The following is an 18,747-nucleotide window of genomic DNA, read 5'->3' as shown; positions in this document are numbered from 1 at the left end:
GGTGGGGACTTCAAGCGGGGAGCGGGTGTTGACCATGCAAAGCAAGGGTCAACGTTTCTTGCGCGTCCCCACCCACTGAACCTTACGTCCTGTCGGTTTTTGACGTTCGCATTGTCGGAGTACGTTGCAGTTTTAGCGCTGCATATAAGTATGATGCGCGAACCGGGGAGCTTTCCGGTTCACGCCTTTTGCCCCTCAGGGGCATCGGGACATTTCAGGCGTCCCAGGTCCTTCAATCGACGGGTATTGCTAGGGCCCGGCATTGGGCGATATCGCTGGTGGAGTATTCGCCCGCCACAGCGTAGCATATCTGATGCCTTCCACGACCTACAAAGGGGCTACGAGTGCCGGTCGCAGTAAGTTCGACCTTACCAGCATCCGCGCGATCCCGATACGTGACGTCGCGATCGACCTTGGATACGCGCTGACGGCTGGCGGCACCGGACGCTGCCGTCTGCCCGGCCACGAGGATCGCAATCCCTCCTTCTCCATTCGATCAGCGACCAACCGCTTTACCTGCTTTGCCTGTGGCGGAAACGGCGACGTGATAGAACTTGTGATGAAGATGCGCGGCACCGGGTTCGTCGACACTTGCAAGTGGCTCACTGATCGGCATCTTGGCGGCGCTTCGGTCCGGTCGTGGGTTGGCCGAAGGCCAGCCGGTAAAGCGGCAAATGCTACGCGCGCTTTAAGCGTGCCCGCCAAGGAGGAACACGCCGCCGCGCCTGACTACGAAGCCTTCGAATGGTTGTTACTTAGTTCCACGCTGAATTCGTCTGGCTACAACTACCTAGCAAGCCGGGGGTTCAGCGCCGAAACCATTGCGCATTTCCGCGTCGGCCAGATCGGTGATCGTGGAAAAGCAATGCAGAAGGCGGTAGCCCGCTTTGGCCTGGAACGGTTGCGGAGCTGCGGACTCGTCTGCGAAGGCAAGTTCGGTGACCGGTTCGTCTTTCCTACCGGCTACCTCCTGTTCCCCTTCATCATAGACGGCAACGTCGCGTATCTTCAGGCACGTCGCCCAGACAGCGGCACGCAGTGGCGCTGGCTCTGCCCAAACAGTCTGATCCCACCAGTGTTCAACCGGTCAGCGCTAGCAGCTGGCGCCACCACGGTCTCCATCTGCGAGGGCGTCACTGACGTCGTCTCAGCCCATGAACTCGGAATGCCTGCTATTGGACTCGTTGGTGCGAACGCTCGACTCGACGAAGCTACTCTCGACTTGCTTCGCGGTCGCAACGTCGCGATTTTCGGTGACCGCGATCCCGCCGGCTCCCGCTTCGCCTTGCATCTGATCGATAGGCTCGCGGGGATCGGTGTCACGGCAATATCGAAGCGGCTACCGTCGGGAGCCGACGATCTAAACGATCATCTACGAAATATGAGAGGCCTTACTGCATGACGTGGCACGAGTTGCTTCAGCTTCCAGAGACTGCGCTCTGGGCATGGCGAAAAGTGCGCCGTGCATATCAGGCGGCTGACAGCCTGTATGATCCAGCCGAGCTCGCAGCCTTCGAGTTGAACCTAGAGGCCGAACTCGACGCCATCCGCGCTGCCTTCGCCGAAGGCCGGTGGTCCAACCGTCCGCTGCGCCTCGTTCCACAACCGAAGAGCCCGGACAAGCAAGGCGCGCCGAGGATGCGCCAATACTTCGAGGTGTCCGTGCGCGACCAGGTCGCTTGGGCAGCAGTCGCGACTGTCTTGGGCCCTGAACTGGACCGGAAGATGCCCCCTTGGAGCTATGGCAACCGGTTATATCGCGCTGCGTGGTATGATGAGGAACGCGAGGCAGGAAAGGCGTCACGGCTGAACATCGGGCCTTACAGGCATGCGGCCGGACATCTCTATCGCCGATTCAAGCACAGCTGGCCTCTATTCCGGCGCCATATCTCATTGACGGCGCGACGGATGGTCGACGAACGGCTCGACCCCGCGCTGCTCGACGAGGGCGACCGTCGCGCCCTAGATCAATCGGACGGCCTGCAATATCTCGATACTCAGTTCTGGGTTCGGAAGGCTCCGGACGGCGGCACCATCTTCGCCGGATCATTCGACCTTATGAAGTTCTACCCATCCGTGCGGATCGAGGCGATTCGAAAGGGCTTCGCCGATCACGTTGAGGGCATCAGCGACGAGCCAGTTCTGGCAGAGCTACTCCGCCAGATGCTCGCGTTCGAAGTGGATGCTTCAGGCGTCGCGGAAGATATGAAGAAAGCGATTACCCCGCCAGTTTCATCCGGCGAGTTTCACGGCATCCCAACAGGCCTTTTCGTTGGGGGCTTTCTGGCAAATGTGGCGATGCTCTCGATTGACCTCGAAGCGGATAAATTGCTGCTCGAAAAGCGGGAAATCGCCCACTTTCGATTCGTCGATGACCATGAGGTCTTGGCTTACGACTTCGAAGGCCTTCTAGATTGGATCCGAACTTACATCGGGCTACTGGAAACATCGGGCATCGGCGTGAATGTCGAGCCCGAGAAATACGTGCCGCCCGAACTCAAGTGGCTCATCCATCCGGATAGGCTCGAGGACGATAAGGAGGCTGACAGGCCTCTGAATTCCGAGGAGGCGGAGGCCCGCGCCAGGAAGTTGTCATTGGTGGACGGGCGCAAGCCCACGCAGCTCATGACCCGCACCCTGGCCCAAGTTTCGATGCTAGCCGCGACTGACTTTGACCTCCTGACAGACGCCGGTCGCAGTCAGCGACTGGAACAACTGGAGTGGCTGCTGCTAGCCAACATCCCCGACCAGGAGATCCGTGGCGACACCCGCATGGCATTCGCCGCGGCACGCATCGCATTGCTGACGCCAGCCCTCTTCCGTCCGAATGACGATCTGCTCGCCACCCATCGCTGGATGCAAGTCCGCCTTGCCAAGAGGGACAAGGACGGGCGCCGAGGCAGAGCTCCCGACGAGGTGAATGAAGTAGAAATCGCGAGCCTAGAAAAGCGCGTCACTGAACTCGACGATCTCGAAAGGAAGGGTTGGCTCAACCTTCTGGATCGACACTTCGGTCTCCTTTTTGAAGCCTTCGCGGCGCATCCTGACAAGGTGCGACTGTTCCTGCGTCTTATCGATTTCTGCCGCACGACTGGCCACAGCGGCTTGGACAGGTTGACGAAGTGGATGGAAGAGAACCGGGAAGGGGAAACCGGTCTCCTGTGCTGCTACCTCGGCGCGACGGTTATCCAAGCACTCTCCCGGCACGTTCTGACCGCTTGCGCGGACGCCAACCGCACCAACCTGCTACACCGAGAGCGAAACGCTGCAATCTCCTTCTTGGAGAACGTGCTGGGCATAGACCTCGACCACTTCGTGCCAATGAACGCAGAGACGGAGCCCCCCCAGCACTTCCAGCAAGACGCCAAGCGGGCCTTCGTCGCCGCTCTACTCCTCGGCGCCGCAGAAATAGAGCAAGTCGCCCCTCAGCTCTCCGATAAGATGCGTCAGCGCGTCATCGCGGCGATCGGAGGTGACACTTTCGAGGCGCTCGCCGCCGCTACCCACGTTCCGATCGGCACCTGGTATCATCTGTTCCTGTCGACGACGCGCGCGCACAAGGATTTGCCGCCATCTTACTGGCCAAAAATCGAGGCCGCGCACGACCCAGACATTCTAGAGGACTTGCTCAGTCTGCGGCGATATCCGGCAAGGCTACCGGCCAAGGTATGGGCACGTCTCGTGCGCACTCCGGATCTGCTTCGCAAGGACGATGGAGGCTGGCTGATCGAGGCCGCTCGCGCGAACCCCGAGAAGTTTGCCGGTCTTCCGCCATCAGACCCCGTCGTATCCGCGGTGAAGGAGAGCCTCGCCGCCGAGGAGGGAGAGATGACCTTGTTGGACTGGGCCGCGATCGCGCAAGAGCTAGAGCCGACCGATCCGCGCCGAGCAGAGTGGACCGCATTGGAGATCGTAAGGCAGATCCTCGAGGTATTTAGAGAGTTCGACGGCCCACAGATCGACGGTCTCGACCTGATACACCCACAGAACGTCATAGTCGACGCGTCTTGGAGGGACCCGCCATCTGACGCGCTCACGAACGATCGGCTGACCTGGGAGGGCTGGCGGTCGGTGGCGCGCGCAAAGCCAGTGAAACTCTCCCCGGATGGGCTCGAGGACTACAGATACCGGGAGAACCTGGAGCACAATGATCGCAAATGGGCACGTCGGCTGCGACCGGTCGGCCAGTTGCTCTGGGGCACACTCCGGCACGACTTCAGCCTCCCCTCGGCTTGGAACATCCGGGGACAGGAGCGCAGCTTGGTGGAACTGGTCGCTTGGGATCTCGAGCGCCTGCCCATTTCGTCGTTCACGCTGAAAATTCTCCAAGCATGCCTCCTTCCCCGTTCGCTCGAGAGCGCCCTGCTCTTGGACTTCCCCTCATTGTTCGGAAACCTCCTCGGTGGCGCGGCCGACGACGTCGAATTCGACCGCCCCATCAAGAGCCCAACCGTGCTGATTGATGTGATCGAGAGGGCGCAGCTCGTCCTGACCCGCAACCAAATGGCTGTCTTGGAATACGAGCCGAGGCAGCTCATACCCGTTCGGTTGCAGCACGTCGGACGTTTGGGCGAAGGCGATGCGGCCGAGCTGGAGGAACTCCAATGACGATACCCTATGTGTCCGGCTTCGAGGAGAAGTTGAAGATCGGCCTGATCCAGACATCACTCGACCCGGCTGCGGCCTGGCCGACGAGCACGAAGATGACCGCATGCGAGGAAGAACGGGCGATCGTCGAGATCCGGGCTTTTTTCGCGGCGTTCCATCAGGAGGAACCACCTCCCCATATCATCGTGCTGCCCGAGTTGGCAGTCCCCACGGGTTTCGAGTCGAAGCTGCGCACGATGGCGACGAAAATGGAATCGGTGGTGATCGCTGGCTTCGACTACCGCGATGGAAATATTTCGGGCCAAGTCCACAACGACGCGCTTCTCATCGTCCCCCGCGTCTGGCGTGGAAAGAAGATGGGATCCAAGACGACGACGCGTCGCATCGGGAAGACCTATCCAGCACCCGAGGAGAAGAAGAAGCTGCAGTCGATCTCACGCTCGTTCAGGGAGGATCCGTCGGTCTGGCTTCTAGATGGGGGCGATATCGGGAGCTTCGGTGTGATGGTCTGTTACGACTTCCTCGACCTCGAGCGCATCGCCATGTATCGCGGCAAGGTCCATCATCTCTTTATTCTTGCGCTCAATAAGGACGCTACTTCGTTTCGTCACGTCGCGGAGGCCGTTGCTAGAATGGCATTCTGCAACGTCATCATCTGTAATTGTGGACATTTCGGCGGATCGCTCGCCGTCTCACCATACCGGCTGCCTGAGCGACGCACGATCTACCAGCACTCCGGTGCCGGCCTCGCCACCGCGCAGGTGATCGAAGTGCCCGTCTCAAAGCTCGATGAGCATCAGCACCTCAATTATCCTCAGAGCGGCGACGTCAATCTCTTCAAAAGCCTGCCACCTGGCTACAAGTTCGCAGCGGGGCTAGAACCGCACATTGCGGATCTTTGAATGTGGCGAGCATCTTCGAACGCATTCACCACCGCCTGACCCGATCACAGGTCAACAACGTCCGGGGCGGTTCGTCAGAGTCCGTTGGGCCCAATGGCGAGGACCTCGCACTTCGACTGTCGTCGATGCCAGGTTACCGTGTTCTGCGGGAAATTGACGCAAACGTCGGCGTTGAGCGACTGCGGGCCACGGCCGCTGGCGAGCGGATCGCGGCGGTCGTCGACACGGAAACCACGGGTCTCGATCCGATCAAGGACCGGATGATCGAGATCGCTGTCCAGCGCGTGATCTTCGATGATGGGCAGCATATCGTCGAGATCGAACGGGCAAGGTCGTGGTTGGAGGACCCGCAACGCCCCCTCACCTCCGAAATCTCCCAGCTGACCGGTCTCATCGATCGGGACTTGTTTGGGCAGCGGTTCGACGACGAGGCGATCCTCGAGATGATCGGCGGTTCTCACATCGTCATCGCCCACAACGCTGCGTTCGATCGCCCTTTCGTAGACCGGCGCTTTCCAAGCCTTTCCGATGTCTCTTGGGCATGCAGTCTCTCCCAGCTAGATTGGCGCAACCTCGGCTACGACGGTCGGGCGCTGGGCCATCTAGTGCTACAGAGCGGGCGGTTCTTCGATGGCCACCGCGCTGGAAACGACGTTAGCGCGCTGGTCACATTATTAGAAACCATGGCACCAGATGGCCGGACCATTTTGGGCCACCTTCTGGATCGGTGCGAACGTGACAGTCATCGGATCGAAGCGGTTGGCGCGCCCTTCGAGGCCAAGGACGGATTGAAGGGACGGGGATACAGATGGGACGCCGCCCGTCGTTTCTGGTGGCGCGAGGTGGAGCCATCTGAGCTCTGCAGCGAGGAGAACTGGCTCGAAAGAAATGTGTATCGTGGCCGTGGCCACCCGCGGTCCATCCCGATAACTCCCCGCACGCGTTTCAAGCGCGATAGCCAGACGTAATCGCGTCGCCGAGCCTCATGATTAAAGTTGGCTTCCGTGCTCGCCCAAGAGCGAGCCAGATAGTCGTAGTGGAAGCGTGCGGGATCCCTTCCCGGTGCGGCGGCGACGGGGTTCAGCGGAAGCCGTATTTCGGCACGTCCCCGGCCAACATTGCATGCTGTTTCGCTTTTGTTCTTGCGTTGATTGATGGTTTGCTGCATCCGGTGTTCGCCCCGTCGGAATATTCGGCGAGTCGTAAGGCAAGTCTGGGCCATGTGATGGTCTTTGCTGATACGCTGGGTGGCAAGAAACTGGTAAGCCATATTATAACGTTTCAGACATGCGTTATGTTGCCGTCGACAATCTGTCGAAGGCGTCGTCTCGGGGGTTGAAAATTCCCCCTATAGGTGACTGTCCAATAGGTCACTCCTTTCAAAAACCTGCCCCTCAAGGGCTTGGTAAGGAGTGATGTATGTCCAAATTTTCGAACATTCTGCCTTCGGTCACTATCAAGATGGTAGGTGACGCTCTCGATGTCCTGATCCCTGTCGCGCGGAGCGATACGGATCAGGCTCGGTATGTGGCCAATTTCCTTTTAGCATGGTGGGATGGTCAGGACCTCGGCCATCTTGAAGTGGCTGACATCGCCGCAGTTGATCGGGAACTCGGCGAAGCGATGTCTATCATCCTGCTGTTTCTGGGCCAGCACGGCATGGGATACGCTGATCTTTGGGGCCGCCGTAAGGACATGGAAGAGCTGATCGCTCTTTGGCGCCGCGCCTGATCGATGGACTCCGACCTGCGTCCGCGAGACTTATCCGCAGCGCTAGACCTCCGATCCAAACTTACCGCGCTCGTTCGATTATTCGAAGAAGGAGAGCTGTCTTGATCTACGACAAAAACATCGCAGCGCTTGAACGCAAAGAGCGCGAAGCCGAAGCAGAGTTTGTGAAACAGCAGGAGAGGCTGCTGGAGACCAAGCGCAAGATGCGGGAAGCGAAGAGTCGTCTGCTGGCCACAACACGGTCGGACAAATGGCACGCCATGACTCTTACCGCAGAGGCACGCCGAATTGGATTCACCGGCGAACATGCCGAGGCTCTGTTCCATCTCCACAGCCTTCCCCTGAACGAATACGTCAATGCGATTAAGCCCTATGCAAACGATGGGACGAGCGGGTCTATACTCGGTGCGGAATTCGCAGCCGTTCAGGCCAATCTGACCAAGTGGACCGAGCTCGGAAAGCACAAGCACTGGGACCGCGCCAGACGGGAATACGAAGAAGCGGTCGCAAGTTTCCGTAAATGGCAGGCTGACAATCCCGACAAGACAGAATGGCGGGACAAGCCTGCCACCACTGGTCAGTATTTCCTTATGTGGCGGACTGCAGAGCATCTCGGCATCGAGCAGCCTGGCAATCTGAAATGCGGCGAGGCGCATGACTGGCTTGTAAAGCACGATGCCAATCTTCGCTTCCGCTCTCCGGCCATCAACGGCGCGGCTCCACAGCGAGAAACCGCCGTGCCGCTCGCTGCCGCACCTAACTCGTCTATCGGCGAGGGATTGAATGTCTCGCGGAATCCGAAAAATCCGGAGATTTCCCATGGATGATCCCAACATCGAGCGATTGGTCCAGCTTAGGCACAGAACCTGCTTATACCCGAACATACAGGCACTGGAGGAGGACATTACCGAATACCATACGTCCATCGTCGCCAGGTGCCAGTGCGATGGAAGCTGGTCATCATCTGAGCGTGAGCAGCTTCTAAAGGACTGCGATGATTACGAGGATATGCTCGATGAGCATATGGTCTGGTCCGTCGAAATCGAAAATTATCGCAAACATAACGATGAAAAACTGCGGGCAGCACTCGTAAATCTTCCTCATCCATTCGGACCTCCCAATGCTTGATACCACCCAACGCCTTGCACTTGTGTGCGAACGTGAAAAACTGATGGAGCGGATAGATACCGCGAGTCTGGAAAACCTCTACGCCGTCAGCATTGAGGGTTGGGACTACACGCCGGATCACTCTTTACCCGATCCGGTCAACTTTGGGATGTGGCGCGCCCCCCTTTTACTCTCAGGCCATCCCCTCACCAGGATTGATGCGGCTAGGCTTCCGGTGATCCATCCAGAGATGACTAAGTCCCAGCTCCAGACCGGGCAATGGAGGCTGGCGCGTATGCTGCCGGAAGCGCCATATACTTACGACGATCCAGATACCGTCAAGACCGATCAAGACGATTTCTATTCAACGATTTCCGGTCAAGTTCTGGCTGATCGTGATTGGCTTATTTTCTCTTGGCTCGGCCACACGATCCGGGATGGAGTTGATTTTCAGTATGACGCGCTGCTCAAGGAGCCGGCGATCGGAAAGCTTCTGATAGCAAAGCGGTTCGAGGAAGCCCGAGCCATTCGTCCGGATCTCCTGGATTGGAACTGGCCCGACTGCACCCTGGCGCGCTGGAAGATAACCGGCGGGAAGGACTATCTTCCCCCATTCAGTTTCCTAGCGCTCCTCTCGGAATTTCAACGGCTGGCGCAGAATGTGACAGCGCAGATCGCGCTTTCGTTTCGGACCGATGGAAAGCCGATGACGATTGCCTCGGCCATGAATGACCTGGCGAAAGCCGATATCGAGCAGACTGGATCAGCGTTCAGCATTTTCGAAAATTGCCTCGCGAGACAAACTACCCTTATTCCCCTCCAAACCCACGCGCTTCTGCCTGAGGACAGCGTTCTGCTCAGCCGCAATCCGCTCGCAGGAATTCGTCATACCGAAAAGGCCTTTTGCGAACTGAACGATGCGATCTCAAACGGTCCGCCCGATACTCTATCAAAACTTACAGGATTTTCTGAGCAGTCGCGTGCCGCATTTGTCGCGCAGGCCATGAGCGCTCATCCGGACCATCGGCGGGACAGGCCAGTCAGGGGCGGCCACCTAGTCGTCAGGACAGAATATCATGCGAGATTCTGGGGATTGAATTGGCTTGAACATGCCTACGTAGGCTTGTTCCAGATCGCTTCAGAGGCGGACCGCTTGAATGCTGAGCATCGAGATACGAGGCGTCCTCAGCGCGTTGGACATAACCAGAGCCGCGTTATCAAACGCGATCAGGCCGTCGCGCGCATAGCGCGCGCATGGGTCGAAACTGCCCACCCGGCGGCCTACAGCGAGATCTGTCGCGAACATGCGGCAGTTAGGATGAGAAACGCCAAGACAGGTTCCTCGCCATCGGCCTTTGGTCTCGATTCAGAATTTTGCGGGCGTGACGAAGACGATGAGGAAGAAGCTTGCTCGATCGTCGATATCGAGGGAATGATCGACTATCATCTTATTCCGAAAATGAAGAAGTTCGCCAAGAGTAAGCCTGCAGGCGGCCTTCCTGGGTTCACCGCTCAATATCACCCCGCTCTTTGGCTGAAAAAAAGTGAGAACGACGATATCGGTTTTTGGATAGGCCGACGACAGGTCTCGCTGATTGGCAGGATTGCCAACCTTCCTTGTCAGGCGCCGAATATCATGCTTGAAATTCTTAAAGACATCGAACTTCTCCGACGCGCTCCATCGACTGCCGAAGATCGAGCGGCGCAGAACCTTGCAATGACTGTTGGTGAGTTCGCGTTAGATCCGATGCATGCACTATTTCGGCGCAAGGGTATAAAACTCGCAGGCTCATTCTCATCCAATAAGAAGCTGCAACTGACTTACCTGCACAGCTAGGCTTCTGACGATGCTGAAAAAGCATCGGCATGAAGGCGAAAGGATCAAACACCGAGCTGGGTAATGTGGGTGCACCGCCGCTGGTTGCGTTGCCCGAGAATGCCGAGTTTCATCTGATGCTTCCAGAGAACGCGGTGCCAGAGGCAGAGCTGCTTGATCGCCTGATTGGACAACAGATTGTGGCGCTGTTCGAAACCGTTCGAAGTTCAAAATGATAGGGAGTTGCATGGACAGTTTGGCCGGTCTCAAATGCGTTATCTACGCTCGCGTCAGCACAACCCGTCAGGCTGATAACGATATCTCTATTCCGGATCAGGAGACGCAGGGGACACGCTATATCTCTGAACGTGATGGAGACCACGTAAGGACGTATATCGAACCCGGCGCAAGCGCGACGACAACTGCGAGGCCGGTCTACCAGGAGATGCTTGCCGATGCACAGGCAGGCATGTTCGATGTCGTCGTCACGTTCGCGCTTTCCCGTATGTTCCGCAATGCGTTGGACTATTTACAGGCCCGGGCAGAATTCCGTGCTGCCGGGATCCAGCTTATCTCGATTACGCAGGATTTCACGAACGACCCCGCCGGAGAGCTGGCGCTTTCGATGGTTGCAATCTTCGATGAGTATCATTCCGCGGAGAACGCGAAGCACGTGAAACGCACGATGGTTGAGAATGCCAGAAGAGGGTTCTGGAATGGCCAGACCCCCTCATTGGGATTCAGGACCGCCGACGTGCCGCAGCCGAAGGGTAAGGACCGCAAAAAGTTGGTAATCGACGAGGAAACCGCTCCCCTCGTTCGGTTCATTTTTGACACTTACGTCAATGGCACACCGGAAGGCCCAATCGGTATCACCAAGCTGGCAGCGCTCCTAAATGAGCGCGGCGAGACTATCCGCGGCAAGAAGTTCCACGTTTCCAACGTGCATTTCGTTTTGACGAACACCGCTTACATCGGTGTGGTGTTTTTCAATAGGCGCGATTCGCGCGCGAAAACTACAAGACCCGAATCTGAATGGGTTCCGATGAGCGTGCCGCCGATCATCGACGAAGATATCTTCTATCAGGCGCAGGCTCAGATGGCTGCGCGCGATCCGCGAATGGGAAGCGCGGCAGAACGCACGAAAAAGAACCTCCTCACTAAGAAGGTAAAGTGCGGAACCGGAAATCAGGACGGTTGCGGCGGCGGAATGACGACCGCCACGGGAAAGTCAGGCAAACATCGCTACTATGCGTGCCACGCTTCCACCAAAGCCGGGAAATGTGAATGTCCCGGTCGATGGACCCCGATGGATAAGCTCGACGATATGGTCGTTGAGGGTGTTATCGAAAAGGTCCTTGCTCCCGATCGCCTCTCCAAGCTTCTCGAAGCATGGCTTGATCGGAGCGCGCATGGTGAAACTCAGGATCGGAAAGAGCTAAAAGGTCTCCGTTCACGGCAGACGCGTTTGGAAGGCGAGAGCGCCTCGGTCATCAAGCTGGTGCGCAATCAGATTCTCTCACCGGACGACCCTCAAGTGGAAAAGGAGCTCGGCCAGATTGCCGCGCAGAAACGTGCTGTAGCGGCTGACATCGACGCGCTCGAACGTAAACTCGCCGATCCGGCCAAGGCCATTACGCCCAACATTCTCGCGAAATTTAGCGGATTGGTCGCAAGTTCGATGCGCGATCGCTCTAATCCGCTGCGGAAGGCATACGTCGATCTCCTCGTGTCGCGGGTGGAGGTTGGCAACGGCGTCGTTCGTATTATGGGAAGTAAGACCGCTTTGTCCCGGGCAGCAAGCGGAACGCCGCCGCATGCTGTGCCCAGAACTGAACGGGAATGGTGCGCCCGGAAGGATTCGAACCTCCGGCCACCTGATTCGTAGTCAGGTACTCTATCCAGCTGAGCTACGGGCGCACTTGAGGGGCGGCACATAGGCAGGTGCTTTGGGCTTGGCAATCCCCCTCGCGACACGGCCCGGGATTTATTCCACGCTGAAGCGGATCCAGCCCGTTATCTGCTCTTTTCCGATGCCGCCGCGAGGACCGATAACTGCGCAAGCAGCGCCACATCGAGTGGCGGCTTGTCGAGCGAAGCAGCTTCCTGCGATGTGAACCAGGCGATTTCACCTCCTTCCAGAGCCTGCGGTTGCCCTGCCCAATTTCGGCAAGTGTAAAGCAGAATGACAATCGGGATCTGGCTGTCGGTTGCCGGCTCCTGCGCGAATCCGGCGGGCTCGAGATGCTCGGGCGAAAGCGTCAGTCCCAGTTCCTCGCCGATCTCGCGAACCAGCGCATTGGCTGGGGTTTCGCCGCGCTCCACCTTGCCGCCGGGAAACTCCCACAGCCCGGCATGATGCTTGCCCGCAGGCCGCTTGTGCATCAGCCAGCGCCCCCGATCGTCGATCAAAGCGGCCGCCACCACCGGCATCCATGTCGGATTTTCTTCCACATTCATCGCCGGCCTAAACCCTTCTTTAACGCCCCGAACCTAGAACCGGAGAGGTCAGCTCCCGTGGTTGCGAGTGGGGAAACACCGGAATGCGCCAGTTTCTGCAAATGCTCGCCCGCGAGACCGAGGGTGCCACCGCGGTCGAATACGGACTGATACTTGCCCTGATCTTCCTGGCAATGGTCGGCGCCATCCAGACCTTCGGGATCACCGCGATCTCGATGTGGACGACGATTGCCGAAGACGTCACCGGCGCGAGCGGCGGTTAGGAGCAGGCCTCGCAGATTGCATTAACGCAATTTCAACCTGTGGGGCCGAAACTGGAAAATGCCCACTCCCGGTTTGGATTTCGGGGATGGGCCGGGAAACGAAGACCAAACCAGGAGACGACCAATGAAAATTCTCAAGAAGCTTCGCAAGAACGAAGAAGGCGCCACCGCCATCGAATACGGCCTGATCGCCGCACTCATTGCCGTTGCGGCCATTACCGCGATGCAGAGCCTCGGGGGTGAACTTGATAAATCGTTCAACCAAGTTGCTGATACTCTGGAAACTGGCGCAAAAGCCGAGCGCACCGCCAGCGAGTGAAGTGTAGTATGGGCGGCGGGAGGAATCCCGCCGCCTTTTTTCACCTAATTACCCCGCTGGCCCCAATGCTTTTTGCGATGGCTAACGCCCCCTCACCACCAGCTTCACCTTTTGCCCGGCCTGCAGCGTAGAATTCGCGTCGAGCGAATTGAGCACCAGAAAGCGTTCGAGCTGCCCGTTGTCGTAAGCCATCCGGTTGGCCAGCGTGCGGATCGTATCCCCGGCGCGCACTGTTGCGATCTCGATGTGGCGCGGTACCACGTTGGCGGCTTCGGCGGCGCTGATTCGGCGCAGTGAGTTGAACATCGGCGTAAAGGCGCTCGCCCCGCCCGGCTGGGTGATCACCTGGAAGTGGTAGGCGCGGTCGTTCGCGAATTCATAGGCGAAGACGACGACTTCGACCTCTCCTTGCCCGCTGTTGACCCGTGCGGTGCCATATGCGGCAGGCAGACCGTTGACGGTGGTGCGCTGGATCGATTGCGGGCGCAGCTGCTGCTGATTGCCGCCCAGCTCCGCGAAGACGCTGGCCACGTAATTCTCGAGATTGCCGCTGTAGGGCGCCAGCGTGAACTGCGCCTGCCCGCTCTGGCCATTGATACTAACCGCACGCGTCCCGTTGAGGAGATAATAGCCTTGCGGCGCGGTGAAGGAGAGCCGCATCACCGGCTGGATGAACTGGCGCCCCTCGATGATGCCTTGTTCGGGGTCGTCGCCATACATCAATCCGTCGATGCGCTCGAGGAAGGTGTCGCGATTGGTGATTCCGGATGTCCCCTGCGCCGTGGCCAGAGCCTGCTGGACGCGGCTTGCGGGATCGGGGTGGGTCGAGGCCCAGGCTGGCAGCCGCGCATCGTCACGGCCCTGGATGCGGGCATCGAGCGAGTTCTGCGCCGCCAGGCTGGCGAGAACCGTCGCCATGGCGGTGGGATCGTAGCCCGCCTGAGTGAGATAGCGAATTCCCAGCGTATCGGCTTCGAGTTCCTGGCCGCGCGAGAAGCTGAGCGTCAGCAATTGCGAGCCCTGCAGCGCGGCCTGGCCGATCTGCTGCCCGATGCCGCTGTTGCCCAGCAAAATGCCCGACAGGATCGCCGCGCCGGCGCCCAGCAGCGTGTTGCGTTGCTGATTCGCCTGCCGGCGCTGCGAATGGCGCGCGGCGACATGCCCGACCTCGTGGCCCAGCACCGCTGCCAGTTCCGCCTCATTGTCCATCAGCGTGACCAGCTGGCGGGTGGTGTAAACAAATCCGCCGGGGATCGCGAAGGCGTTGTTCACCGAGCTGTTGAGCATCGAGACGGTGAAGGATTCGCGCGCATTGCCGAGCCCTGACTGGACGGCGATGTTCTGCCCCACCTGCTGGACGTATTGTGCCTGCGGGCCCGTCATCGCGCCGCCGAATTCGGCCAGCAATTGCGGATGAGCTTCGGCGCCCATCTGCGCTTCGCTCTGGGTGATCGGCGCGGTGGAACCGGGGATATTGGCCGTGGTGCAGCTGCTCAGCGCAAGCGCGAGCGCGGCGGTGGAACTGGCGGCAAGCGCCTTGATGGTGGACATGTATCTCTCCCTGGAACGCGCACGCGGACCCGTTCGCCCGCACATCGGATTACGGGAGTGGAAATCCTGCGGAGTGCTGGTTGGTTCCCGACAGAATTTTGCGCCGGTTCGGGTTCGGTTAACCCGCCATCGAAAGAAAGCGCTCTTCGCGCATCCGCCGCAGCTCGGCTTCGGGCTTGGTGCTGAGCGTGTCGAGTTCCTCCGCCAGTGCCGAGCCTAGAGCTTCGGCCGCCGCGCGCGGATCGCGGTGCGCGCCGCCGAGCGGTTCGGGCACGATCCGGTCGATCACGCCGAGCGCCTCGAGATGCTGCGCAGTGACCTTCATCGCTTCCGCAGCATCGGGCGCCTTCTCGGCGGTGCGCCACAGGATCGAGGCGCAGCCCTCGGGCGAGATCACCGAATAGACCGCGTGCTGGAACATCAGCACCCGTTCGGCGCTGGCCAAGGCCACCGCGCCGCCCGAGCCGCCCTCGCCGACGATCGCGGCAATCATCGGCACCGGCAGCGCGATGCAGGCCTCGGTCGCACGGGCGATCGCTTCTGCCTGGCCGCGCTCCTCGGCCTCGATCCCCGGGAACGCGCCCGAGGTATCGACCAGCGTCACCACCGGGAGGCCGAACCGCCCCGCCAGTTCCATCAGCCGGATCGCCTTGCGATAGCCCTCGGGTTTGCCCATGCCGAAATTGTGCTTGATCCGGCTCGCGGTGTCGTTGCCCTTCTCGTGGCCGATCAACATGACCTTGCGCCCGTCGAGCTTGGCGAACCCGCCGAGGATGGCGGAATCATCGGCGAAACTGCGGTCGCCGCTGAGCGGGACGAATTCATCGAAGGCATGCTCGACATAGTCGCGAAAATGCGGGCGCGCGGGATGGCGCGCGACCTGCGTCTTCTGCCACGGGGTCAGTGAGTGGTAGATCGTCCGCAGCAGCTCGGCGCTCTTGCGCTCGAGCCGCGTGAGTTCGGTGCCGATATCGACATCGTCGCCATCGGCGGCGGCGCGCAGTTCGGCGATCTGGGTCTCCAGTTCGGCGACCGGCTTTTCGAATTCGAGGTAGGAAATCATCGCTGGCGGGCTAGTCGCTGTTGCGCGGGCGCGCAAGCGGGTGGCGCTCGTTGACGAGTTTGACCAGCCGCGCAGCATCGACATGGGTGTATATCTGCGTGGTGGCGATATCGGCGTGGCCGAGCAGCAGCTGCAGCGCGCGCAGATCCGCACCGCCCTCGAGCAGATGGGTGGCGAAGGCATGGCGCAGCACATGCGGACTAAGTTTTGCGGGGTCGAGCTCGGCGCGCAGCGCCAGCTCTTTGAGGATCTGGAACAGTCGCACCCGGCTGATATGGCCGGTCCGCGAGGGGAAGAGAAACTTCGCCCCCGCCTTTTGACCTTCTGGGCGCAGTGCGAGCCAGCGGCTTAGCGCCGTTCTCGCGCGCCCGCTCACCGGGACCATCCGCGAGGCGCCTCCCTTACCGGTAACGGTCAGGAAGGGCGCATCGCGCGGCACCGCAGTGATCGGCAGCGAAACCAGCTCGGTGGCGCGCAGGCCCGAACCGTAGAGCATCTCGAGCAGCGCGAGCTGACGCACCGCTGGAGCGGCATCGCCGGCGGCCTCGAGTTCGGCCCGCGCAAACAACGCCTCGATCTGGTCGTGCGAGAGGATCTTGGGCAGCGGTCGCCGCGGGACCGGCCGCGGTAGCGCATGGCTGGGATCGTCGCCGCGCACCCCTTCCTCGGCGAGAAAACCGTAGAACTGGCGCAGCGCCGAAGACTTGCGCGCCAGAGAGGACGGCGCGAGGTCCGACCAAGCGTGACCCAGCCTCGCCAGATCCGCGGGTTGCGCGGCTGCCAGCTCGCCCACGAGCGCCTCGGCCTGCTCGAGATCGCGGCGATAGGCTTCGAGCGTGTTGCGCGCCGCACCGCGCTCGGCGGCGAGCATGGCGAGAAAATCGGCGATGGCGCTCATGGGGGGGGCGCTCATGGCTGGCGCGCCGCCCTGCTCAGGCGCGGGCGACCGCTTCGGCCGCGATCATCCGCGCTTCGGCGTTCATCCCCACCGCATCGAGCGCTCGGACGATGTGGAAGAGATGCAGCGCGGTCATCCGCTCCCAGCTTTCGCCCTGCATCCCCAGACCCGCTAGCAGCGCGACCAGCGCCTGATTGTCGGCCTGCGCGGCCTGCGCGATGCGATCGGTCCAGACGCTGCGGCGATCGAGATTGATCCGCAGGTCGCCATAGCCGCCCGCGTCCGACGGATCGATCCGCCCCAGCCCGGCCAGACCGGCCACCAACATCCGCGACTTGTGCTGACCGGCGCTGGTGTCGTTGTCGAGGAAGCTCGCGATATCGCCGCCTCCCACGCTGGCGGATGCGCCCGGCGTCGCGACCGCGAGGAGTCCCCAGGCGAGACTGCCGTCGTCCACCACCGCGCTCCAGCGCTGCGCATCGCGGTCGAGTCCGGCGGCAAGCATCGAGGAAATCAGCGGCGCTGCATCCTCCGCGAAGGCCTCGGCGGGCGGCATCCGCGCCGCCGCGTAGGCAGTGAGCACAAAAGGCCCGAAGTCCTGGCCGAGCGCATCGCCCCAGATCGCGCGCAAAGCCGCGAGCCGATCGGCAGGATCGGCATCGACATAGGCATTGCGCAGCCGTGCAGCCGTCGTGCGCGCTTCACCCTCGCCATCATCGAGCGCATAGATCTGCGAATAGAGATCGATCAGCGCCTCGGAGGAGAGAATTCCGACCTCCGCGGCCATGCCCGCCCCTTCCACGCGCTGCGCCAGCGGCAGCATCGGCGCGGTGGCAGTCTGGCGCTGCAGCGCGGGCGCGAGGGTTCCGGAAAGCTCCTCGGGGATCTCGACGCTCAGCGCATTGGCCAGCGCGAAGCGCCACGGGGTCAATTCCTCGACATCGTCCCACTCGACATTCACCGCGCGCCGTCCGGCGCCTGCCGCTCCCGCATAGCGCTGCGCCAGCAGCGAATCGATCCGCGCTACCGCGCCCGAATTCATCAGCCGCCGCAGATCGTTGCCGGCGCGGGTTTCCTCGCCGGCATAGGCGTTGCAGATCGCCTGCAGCATCCGCCATTCGCCGCCCTCGCGGTTTTCGCGCGACAGCCGCACCGCCGGGCAGGCGCCGACGATATCGGCGGTGCCGACATAGGCGTCGAGCGCCGCGCCGGTGAGACTGCTGGTGTAATCGGCCGTGTCGACATCCTGCACCAAAGTGCGCGCGGCGGCGTGCTCGCCCATCCGGTTGAGCAGACCGGCGCGCAGCGCTGCGAATTCGACCGGGTCCATTCCCGCGGGCGCGGCCAGCCGACTGGCGAGCGCGCGGCGCAGCAGGATATGACCCCAGCGCGAGACCAGCCGCCCCTCGGTCCCGGCGAGCGCCGCGCGCACCAGCGCGGCGGGTTGATTGGCGAGCGAACCGACCGGCAGCCCGCCTTCCTGCGGGCCGATGATCCCGACGCGTTCGGTCGAGCGGCGTGCGGCCGGCGGAATGTCGAATTTGGGTTTCAGCCCGAGCAACTCGTCGAGCTCGTCGGCCGACATGTTTTCGAGTTCGCGCAGCGTCGGCAGATCGTCGAGCTCGGCAGCGGAAGCGCTCTCCGAAGGCGCGGAGGGGATAGGCTGCACCACCTCGCCCGGCTGCGCGACCGGCGCAGGCGCAGAACCGGGCGATGGCGCGGGGGCGGCTGTGGGGCGCGGCGTGGGTGCGGGTGTCGGGGTCGGACTGGGCGTCGGAGCAGGCGTGTCGAAACCCGGCGGCAGCAGGTCCGCGGGCTGACCCTGCGCCAGCGCGAGGGTCGAGCCCAGCGCCACCATCGCTGCGCCGCCAGCCAGCCAGCCGCGCATCATCGGACGCTCTCGGGCAGCGGGACGGCCTGCTCGATCGGACGCATCGCCTCTTCGCCGCCATCGTACCAGGCGAGCAGGAGGATCGACAGGAGGATGAACGCGGCGATCATGCCGATACGCTGTCCCTTCATTATCTGA

18 protein-coding genes and 1 tRNA gene are annotated in these 18,747 nt (G+C 61.0%); 12 read left to right on the top strand and 7 right to left on the bottom strand.

Annotation, left to right across the window (positions count from 1 at the left end):
* Positions 1 to 262: 262 nt before the first annotated feature.
* The 10 genes from ACQ5J0_RS12275 to ACQ5J0_RS12230 all read left to right on the top strand — a co-directional run bounded on the left by ACQ5J0_RS12275 (position 263) and on the right by ACQ5J0_RS12230 (position 12,052).
* Positions 263 to 1,402: a CHC2 zinc finger domain-containing protein gene (locus ACQ5J0_RS12275; RefSeq protein WP_462567787.1), complete on the top strand. Its 1,140-nt coding sequence runs from the start codon at positions 263 to 265 to the stop codon at positions 1,400 to 1,402.
* Positions 1,399 to 4,608 carry an RNA-directed DNA polymerase gene (locus ACQ5J0_RS12270; RefSeq protein ID WP_462567786.1) on the top strand — a complete coding sequence of 1,070 codons (3,210 nt, stop codon included), beginning with the start codon at positions 1,399 to 1,401 and terminating at the stop codon, positions 4,606 to 4,608. The genes ACQ5J0_RS12275 and ACQ5J0_RS12270 overlap by 4 nt, the downstream gene beginning before the upstream one ends.
* A complete protein-coding gene (locus ACQ5J0_RS12265; protein ID WP_462567785.1) occupies positions 4,605 to 5,510 on the top strand; it encodes a carbon-nitrogen hydrolase family protein in 906 nt (301 codons plus the stop codon). Before ACQ5J0_RS12270 ends, ACQ5J0_RS12265 begins: the two co-directional genes overlap by 4 nt.
* Before the next feature lie 2 nt (positions 5,511 to 5,512).
* A complete protein-coding gene (locus ACQ5J0_RS12260) occupies positions 5,513 to 6,478 on the top strand; it encodes a 3'-5' exonuclease (RefSeq protein WP_462567784.1) in 966 nt (321 codons plus the stop codon).
* A 451-nt stretch (positions 6,479 to 6,929) separates the two neighbouring features.
* The gene (locus ACQ5J0_RS12255) at positions 6,930 to 7,241 is read left to right on the top strand and encodes a DUF7673 family protein (protein ID WP_462567783.1); all 312 of its coding nucleotides are present in this window, start codon (positions 6,930 to 6,932) and stop codon (positions 7,239 to 7,241) included.
* Between the two features lie 101 nt (positions 7,242 to 7,342).
* A complete protein-coding gene (locus tag ACQ5J0_RS12250) occupies positions 7,343 to 8,068 on the top strand; it encodes a hypothetical protein (protein WP_462567782.1) in 726 nt (241 codons plus the stop codon).
* Positions 8,061 to 8,369: a hypothetical protein gene (locus ACQ5J0_RS12245; protein ID WP_462567781.1), complete on the top strand. Its 309-nt coding sequence runs from the start codon at positions 8,061 to 8,063 to the stop codon at positions 8,367 to 8,369. The genes ACQ5J0_RS12250 and ACQ5J0_RS12245 overlap by 8 nt, the downstream gene beginning before the upstream one ends.
* Complete coding sequence (locus ACQ5J0_RS12240; protein WP_462567780.1) at positions 8,362 to 10,185, top strand: hypothetical protein; 1,824 nt, start codon at positions 8,362 to 8,364, stop codon at positions 10,183 to 10,185. Before ACQ5J0_RS12245 ends, ACQ5J0_RS12240 begins: the two co-directional genes overlap by 8 nt.
* A 29-nt stretch (positions 10,186 to 10,214) precedes the next feature.
* Complete coding sequence (locus ACQ5J0_RS12235) at positions 10,215 to 10,400, top strand: hypothetical protein (protein WP_462567779.1); 186 nt, start codon at positions 10,215 to 10,217, stop codon at positions 10,398 to 10,400.
* Positions 10,397 to 12,052: a recombinase family protein gene (locus tag ACQ5J0_RS12230; protein WP_462570112.1), complete on the top strand. Its 1,656-nt coding sequence runs from the start codon at positions 10,397 to 10,399 to the stop codon at positions 12,050 to 12,052. The genes ACQ5J0_RS12235 and ACQ5J0_RS12230 overlap by 4 nt, the downstream gene beginning before the upstream one ends.
* Here ACQ5J0_RS12230 and ACQ5J0_RS12225 read toward each other — a convergent pair.
* Both ACQ5J0_RS12225 and ACQ5J0_RS12220 read right to left on the bottom strand, forming a co-directional pair.
* Positions 12,008 to 12,084 (bottom strand) — tRNA-Arg (locus tag ACQ5J0_RS12225). The genes ACQ5J0_RS12230 and ACQ5J0_RS12225 overlap by 45 nt on opposite strands.
* 96 nt (positions 12,085 to 12,180) lie before the next feature.
* A complete protein-coding gene (locus ACQ5J0_RS12220) occupies positions 12,181 to 12,624 on the bottom strand; it encodes a (deoxy)nucleoside triphosphate pyrophosphohydrolase (protein WP_462567778.1) in 444 nt (147 codons plus the stop codon).
* Between the two features lie 83 nt (positions 12,625 to 12,707).
* On the opposite strand from ACQ5J0_RS12220, the gene ACQ5J0_RS12215 reads away from it, so the two are divergent.
* Positions 12,708 to 12,887, top strand: a complete 180-nt coding sequence (locus ACQ5J0_RS12215) for a Flp family type IVb pilin (protein ID WP_462567777.1) — start codon at positions 12,708 to 12,710, stop codon at positions 12,885 to 12,887.
* A 124-nt stretch (positions 12,888 to 13,011) separates the two neighbouring features.
* Positions 13,012 to 13,206 carry a Flp family type IVb pilin gene (locus tag ACQ5J0_RS12210; protein WP_462567776.1) on the top strand — a complete coding sequence of 65 codons (195 nt, stop codon included), beginning with the start codon at positions 13,012 to 13,014 and terminating at the stop codon, positions 13,204 to 13,206.
* An 81-nt stretch (positions 13,207 to 13,287) separates the two neighbouring features.
* On the opposite strand, the gene ACQ5J0_RS12205 is transcribed toward ACQ5J0_RS12210, so the two are convergent.
* The 5 genes from ACQ5J0_RS12205 to ACQ5J0_RS12185 all read right to left on the bottom strand — a co-directional run bounded on the left by ACQ5J0_RS12205 (position 13,288) and on the right by ACQ5J0_RS12185 (position 18,740).
* Entirely contained in the window at positions 13,288 to 14,757 is a 1,470-nt protein-coding gene (locus ACQ5J0_RS12205) for a M48 family metalloprotease (RefSeq protein ID WP_462567775.1), read from the bottom strand.
* 118 nt (positions 14,758 to 14,875) lie between these two features.
* Entirely contained in the window at positions 14,876 to 15,820 is a 945-nt protein-coding gene (locus ACQ5J0_RS12200; protein WP_462567774.1) for an acetyl-CoA carboxylase carboxyltransferase subunit alpha, read from the bottom strand.
* Between the two features lie 10 nt (positions 15,821 to 15,830).
* Positions 15,831 to 16,733, bottom strand: coding sequence for a tyrosine recombinase (locus ACQ5J0_RS12195; protein WP_462567773.1), 903 nt, complete (start codon positions 16,731 to 16,733; stop codon positions 15,831 to 15,833).
* Positions 16,734 to 16,752: 19 nt separating this feature from the next.
* Positions 16,753 to 18,609: a DEAD/DEAH box helicase family protein gene (locus ACQ5J0_RS12190; protein ID WP_462567772.1), complete on the bottom strand. Its 1,857-nt coding sequence runs from the start codon at positions 18,607 to 18,609 to the stop codon at positions 16,753 to 16,755.
* Positions 18,606 to 18,740 carry a hypothetical protein gene (locus ACQ5J0_RS12185; protein ID WP_462567771.1) on the bottom strand — a complete coding sequence of 45 codons (135 nt, stop codon included), beginning with the start codon at positions 18,738 to 18,740 and terminating at the stop codon, positions 18,606 to 18,608. The genes ACQ5J0_RS12190 and ACQ5J0_RS12185 overlap by 4 nt, the downstream gene beginning before the upstream one ends.
* Positions 18,741 to 18,747 lie beyond the last annotated feature (7 nt).

The organism is Qipengyuania sp. SM2512, assembly GCF_054954005.1.
The sequence above is the reverse complement of the archived record's forward strand: the minus strand, read 5'-3'. Positions and strand labels throughout refer to the sequence as shown.

Excerpts from the sequence above, each read along its gene's own strand:
- ACQ5J0_RS12190 (WP_462567772.1), bottom strand. The coding sequence starts at position 18,609 with ATGATGCGCGGCTGGCTGGCTGGCGGCGCAGCGATGGTGGCGCTGGGC.
- ACQ5J0_RS12205 (WP_462567775.1), bottom strand. The coding sequence starts at position 14,757 with ATGTCCACCATCAAGGCGCTTGCCGCCAGTTCCACCGCCGCGCTCGCG.
- ACQ5J0_RS12255 (WP_462567783.1), top strand. The coding sequence starts at position 6,930 with ATGTCCAAATTTTCGAACATTCTGCCTTCGGTCACTATCAAGATGGTA.
- ACQ5J0_RS12195 (WP_462567773.1), bottom strand. The coding sequence starts at position 16,733 with ATGAGCGCCCCCCCCATGAGCGCCATCGCCGATTTTCTCGCCATGCTC.
- ACQ5J0_RS12270 (WP_462567786.1), top strand. The coding sequence starts at position 1,399 with ATGACGTGGCACGAGTTGCTTCAGCTTCCAGAGACTGCGCTCTGGGCA.
- ACQ5J0_RS12200 (WP_462567774.1), bottom strand. The coding sequence starts at position 15,820 with ATGATTTCCTACCTCGAATTCGAAAAGCCGGTCGCCGAACTGGAGACC.
- ACQ5J0_RS12235 (WP_462567779.1), top strand. The coding sequence starts at position 10,215 with ATGAAGGCGAAAGGATCAAACACCGAGCTGGGTAATGTGGGTGCACCG.
- ACQ5J0_RS12220 (WP_462567778.1), bottom strand. The coding sequence starts at position 12,624 with ATGAATGTGGAAGAAAATCCGACATGGATGCCGGTGGTGGCGGCCGCT.
- ACQ5J0_RS12240 (WP_462567780.1), top strand. The coding sequence starts at position 8,362 with ATGCTTGATACCACCCAACGCCTTGCACTTGTGTGCGAACGTGAAAAA.
- ACQ5J0_RS12215 (WP_462567777.1), top strand. The coding sequence starts at position 12,708 with ATGCGCCAGTTTCTGCAAATGCTCGCCCGCGAGACCGAGGGTGCCACC.
- ACQ5J0_RS12265 (WP_462567785.1), top strand. The coding sequence starts at position 4,605 with ATGACGATACCCTATGTGTCCGGCTTCGAGGAGAAGTTGAAGATCGGC.
- ACQ5J0_RS12210 (WP_462567776.1), top strand. The coding sequence starts at position 13,012 with ATGAAAATTCTCAAGAAGCTTCGCAAGAACGAAGAAGGCGCCACCGCC.
- ACQ5J0_RS12230 (WP_462570112.1), top strand. The coding sequence starts at position 10,397 with ATGATAGGGAGTTGCATGGACAGTTTGGCCGGTCTCAAATGCGTTATC.
- ACQ5J0_RS12185 (WP_462567771.1), bottom strand. The coding sequence starts at position 18,740 with ATGAAGGGACAGCGTATCGGCATGATCGCCGCGTTCATCCTCCTGTCG.
- ACQ5J0_RS12245 (WP_462567781.1), top strand. The coding sequence starts at position 8,061 with ATGGATGATCCCAACATCGAGCGATTGGTCCAGCTTAGGCACAGAACC.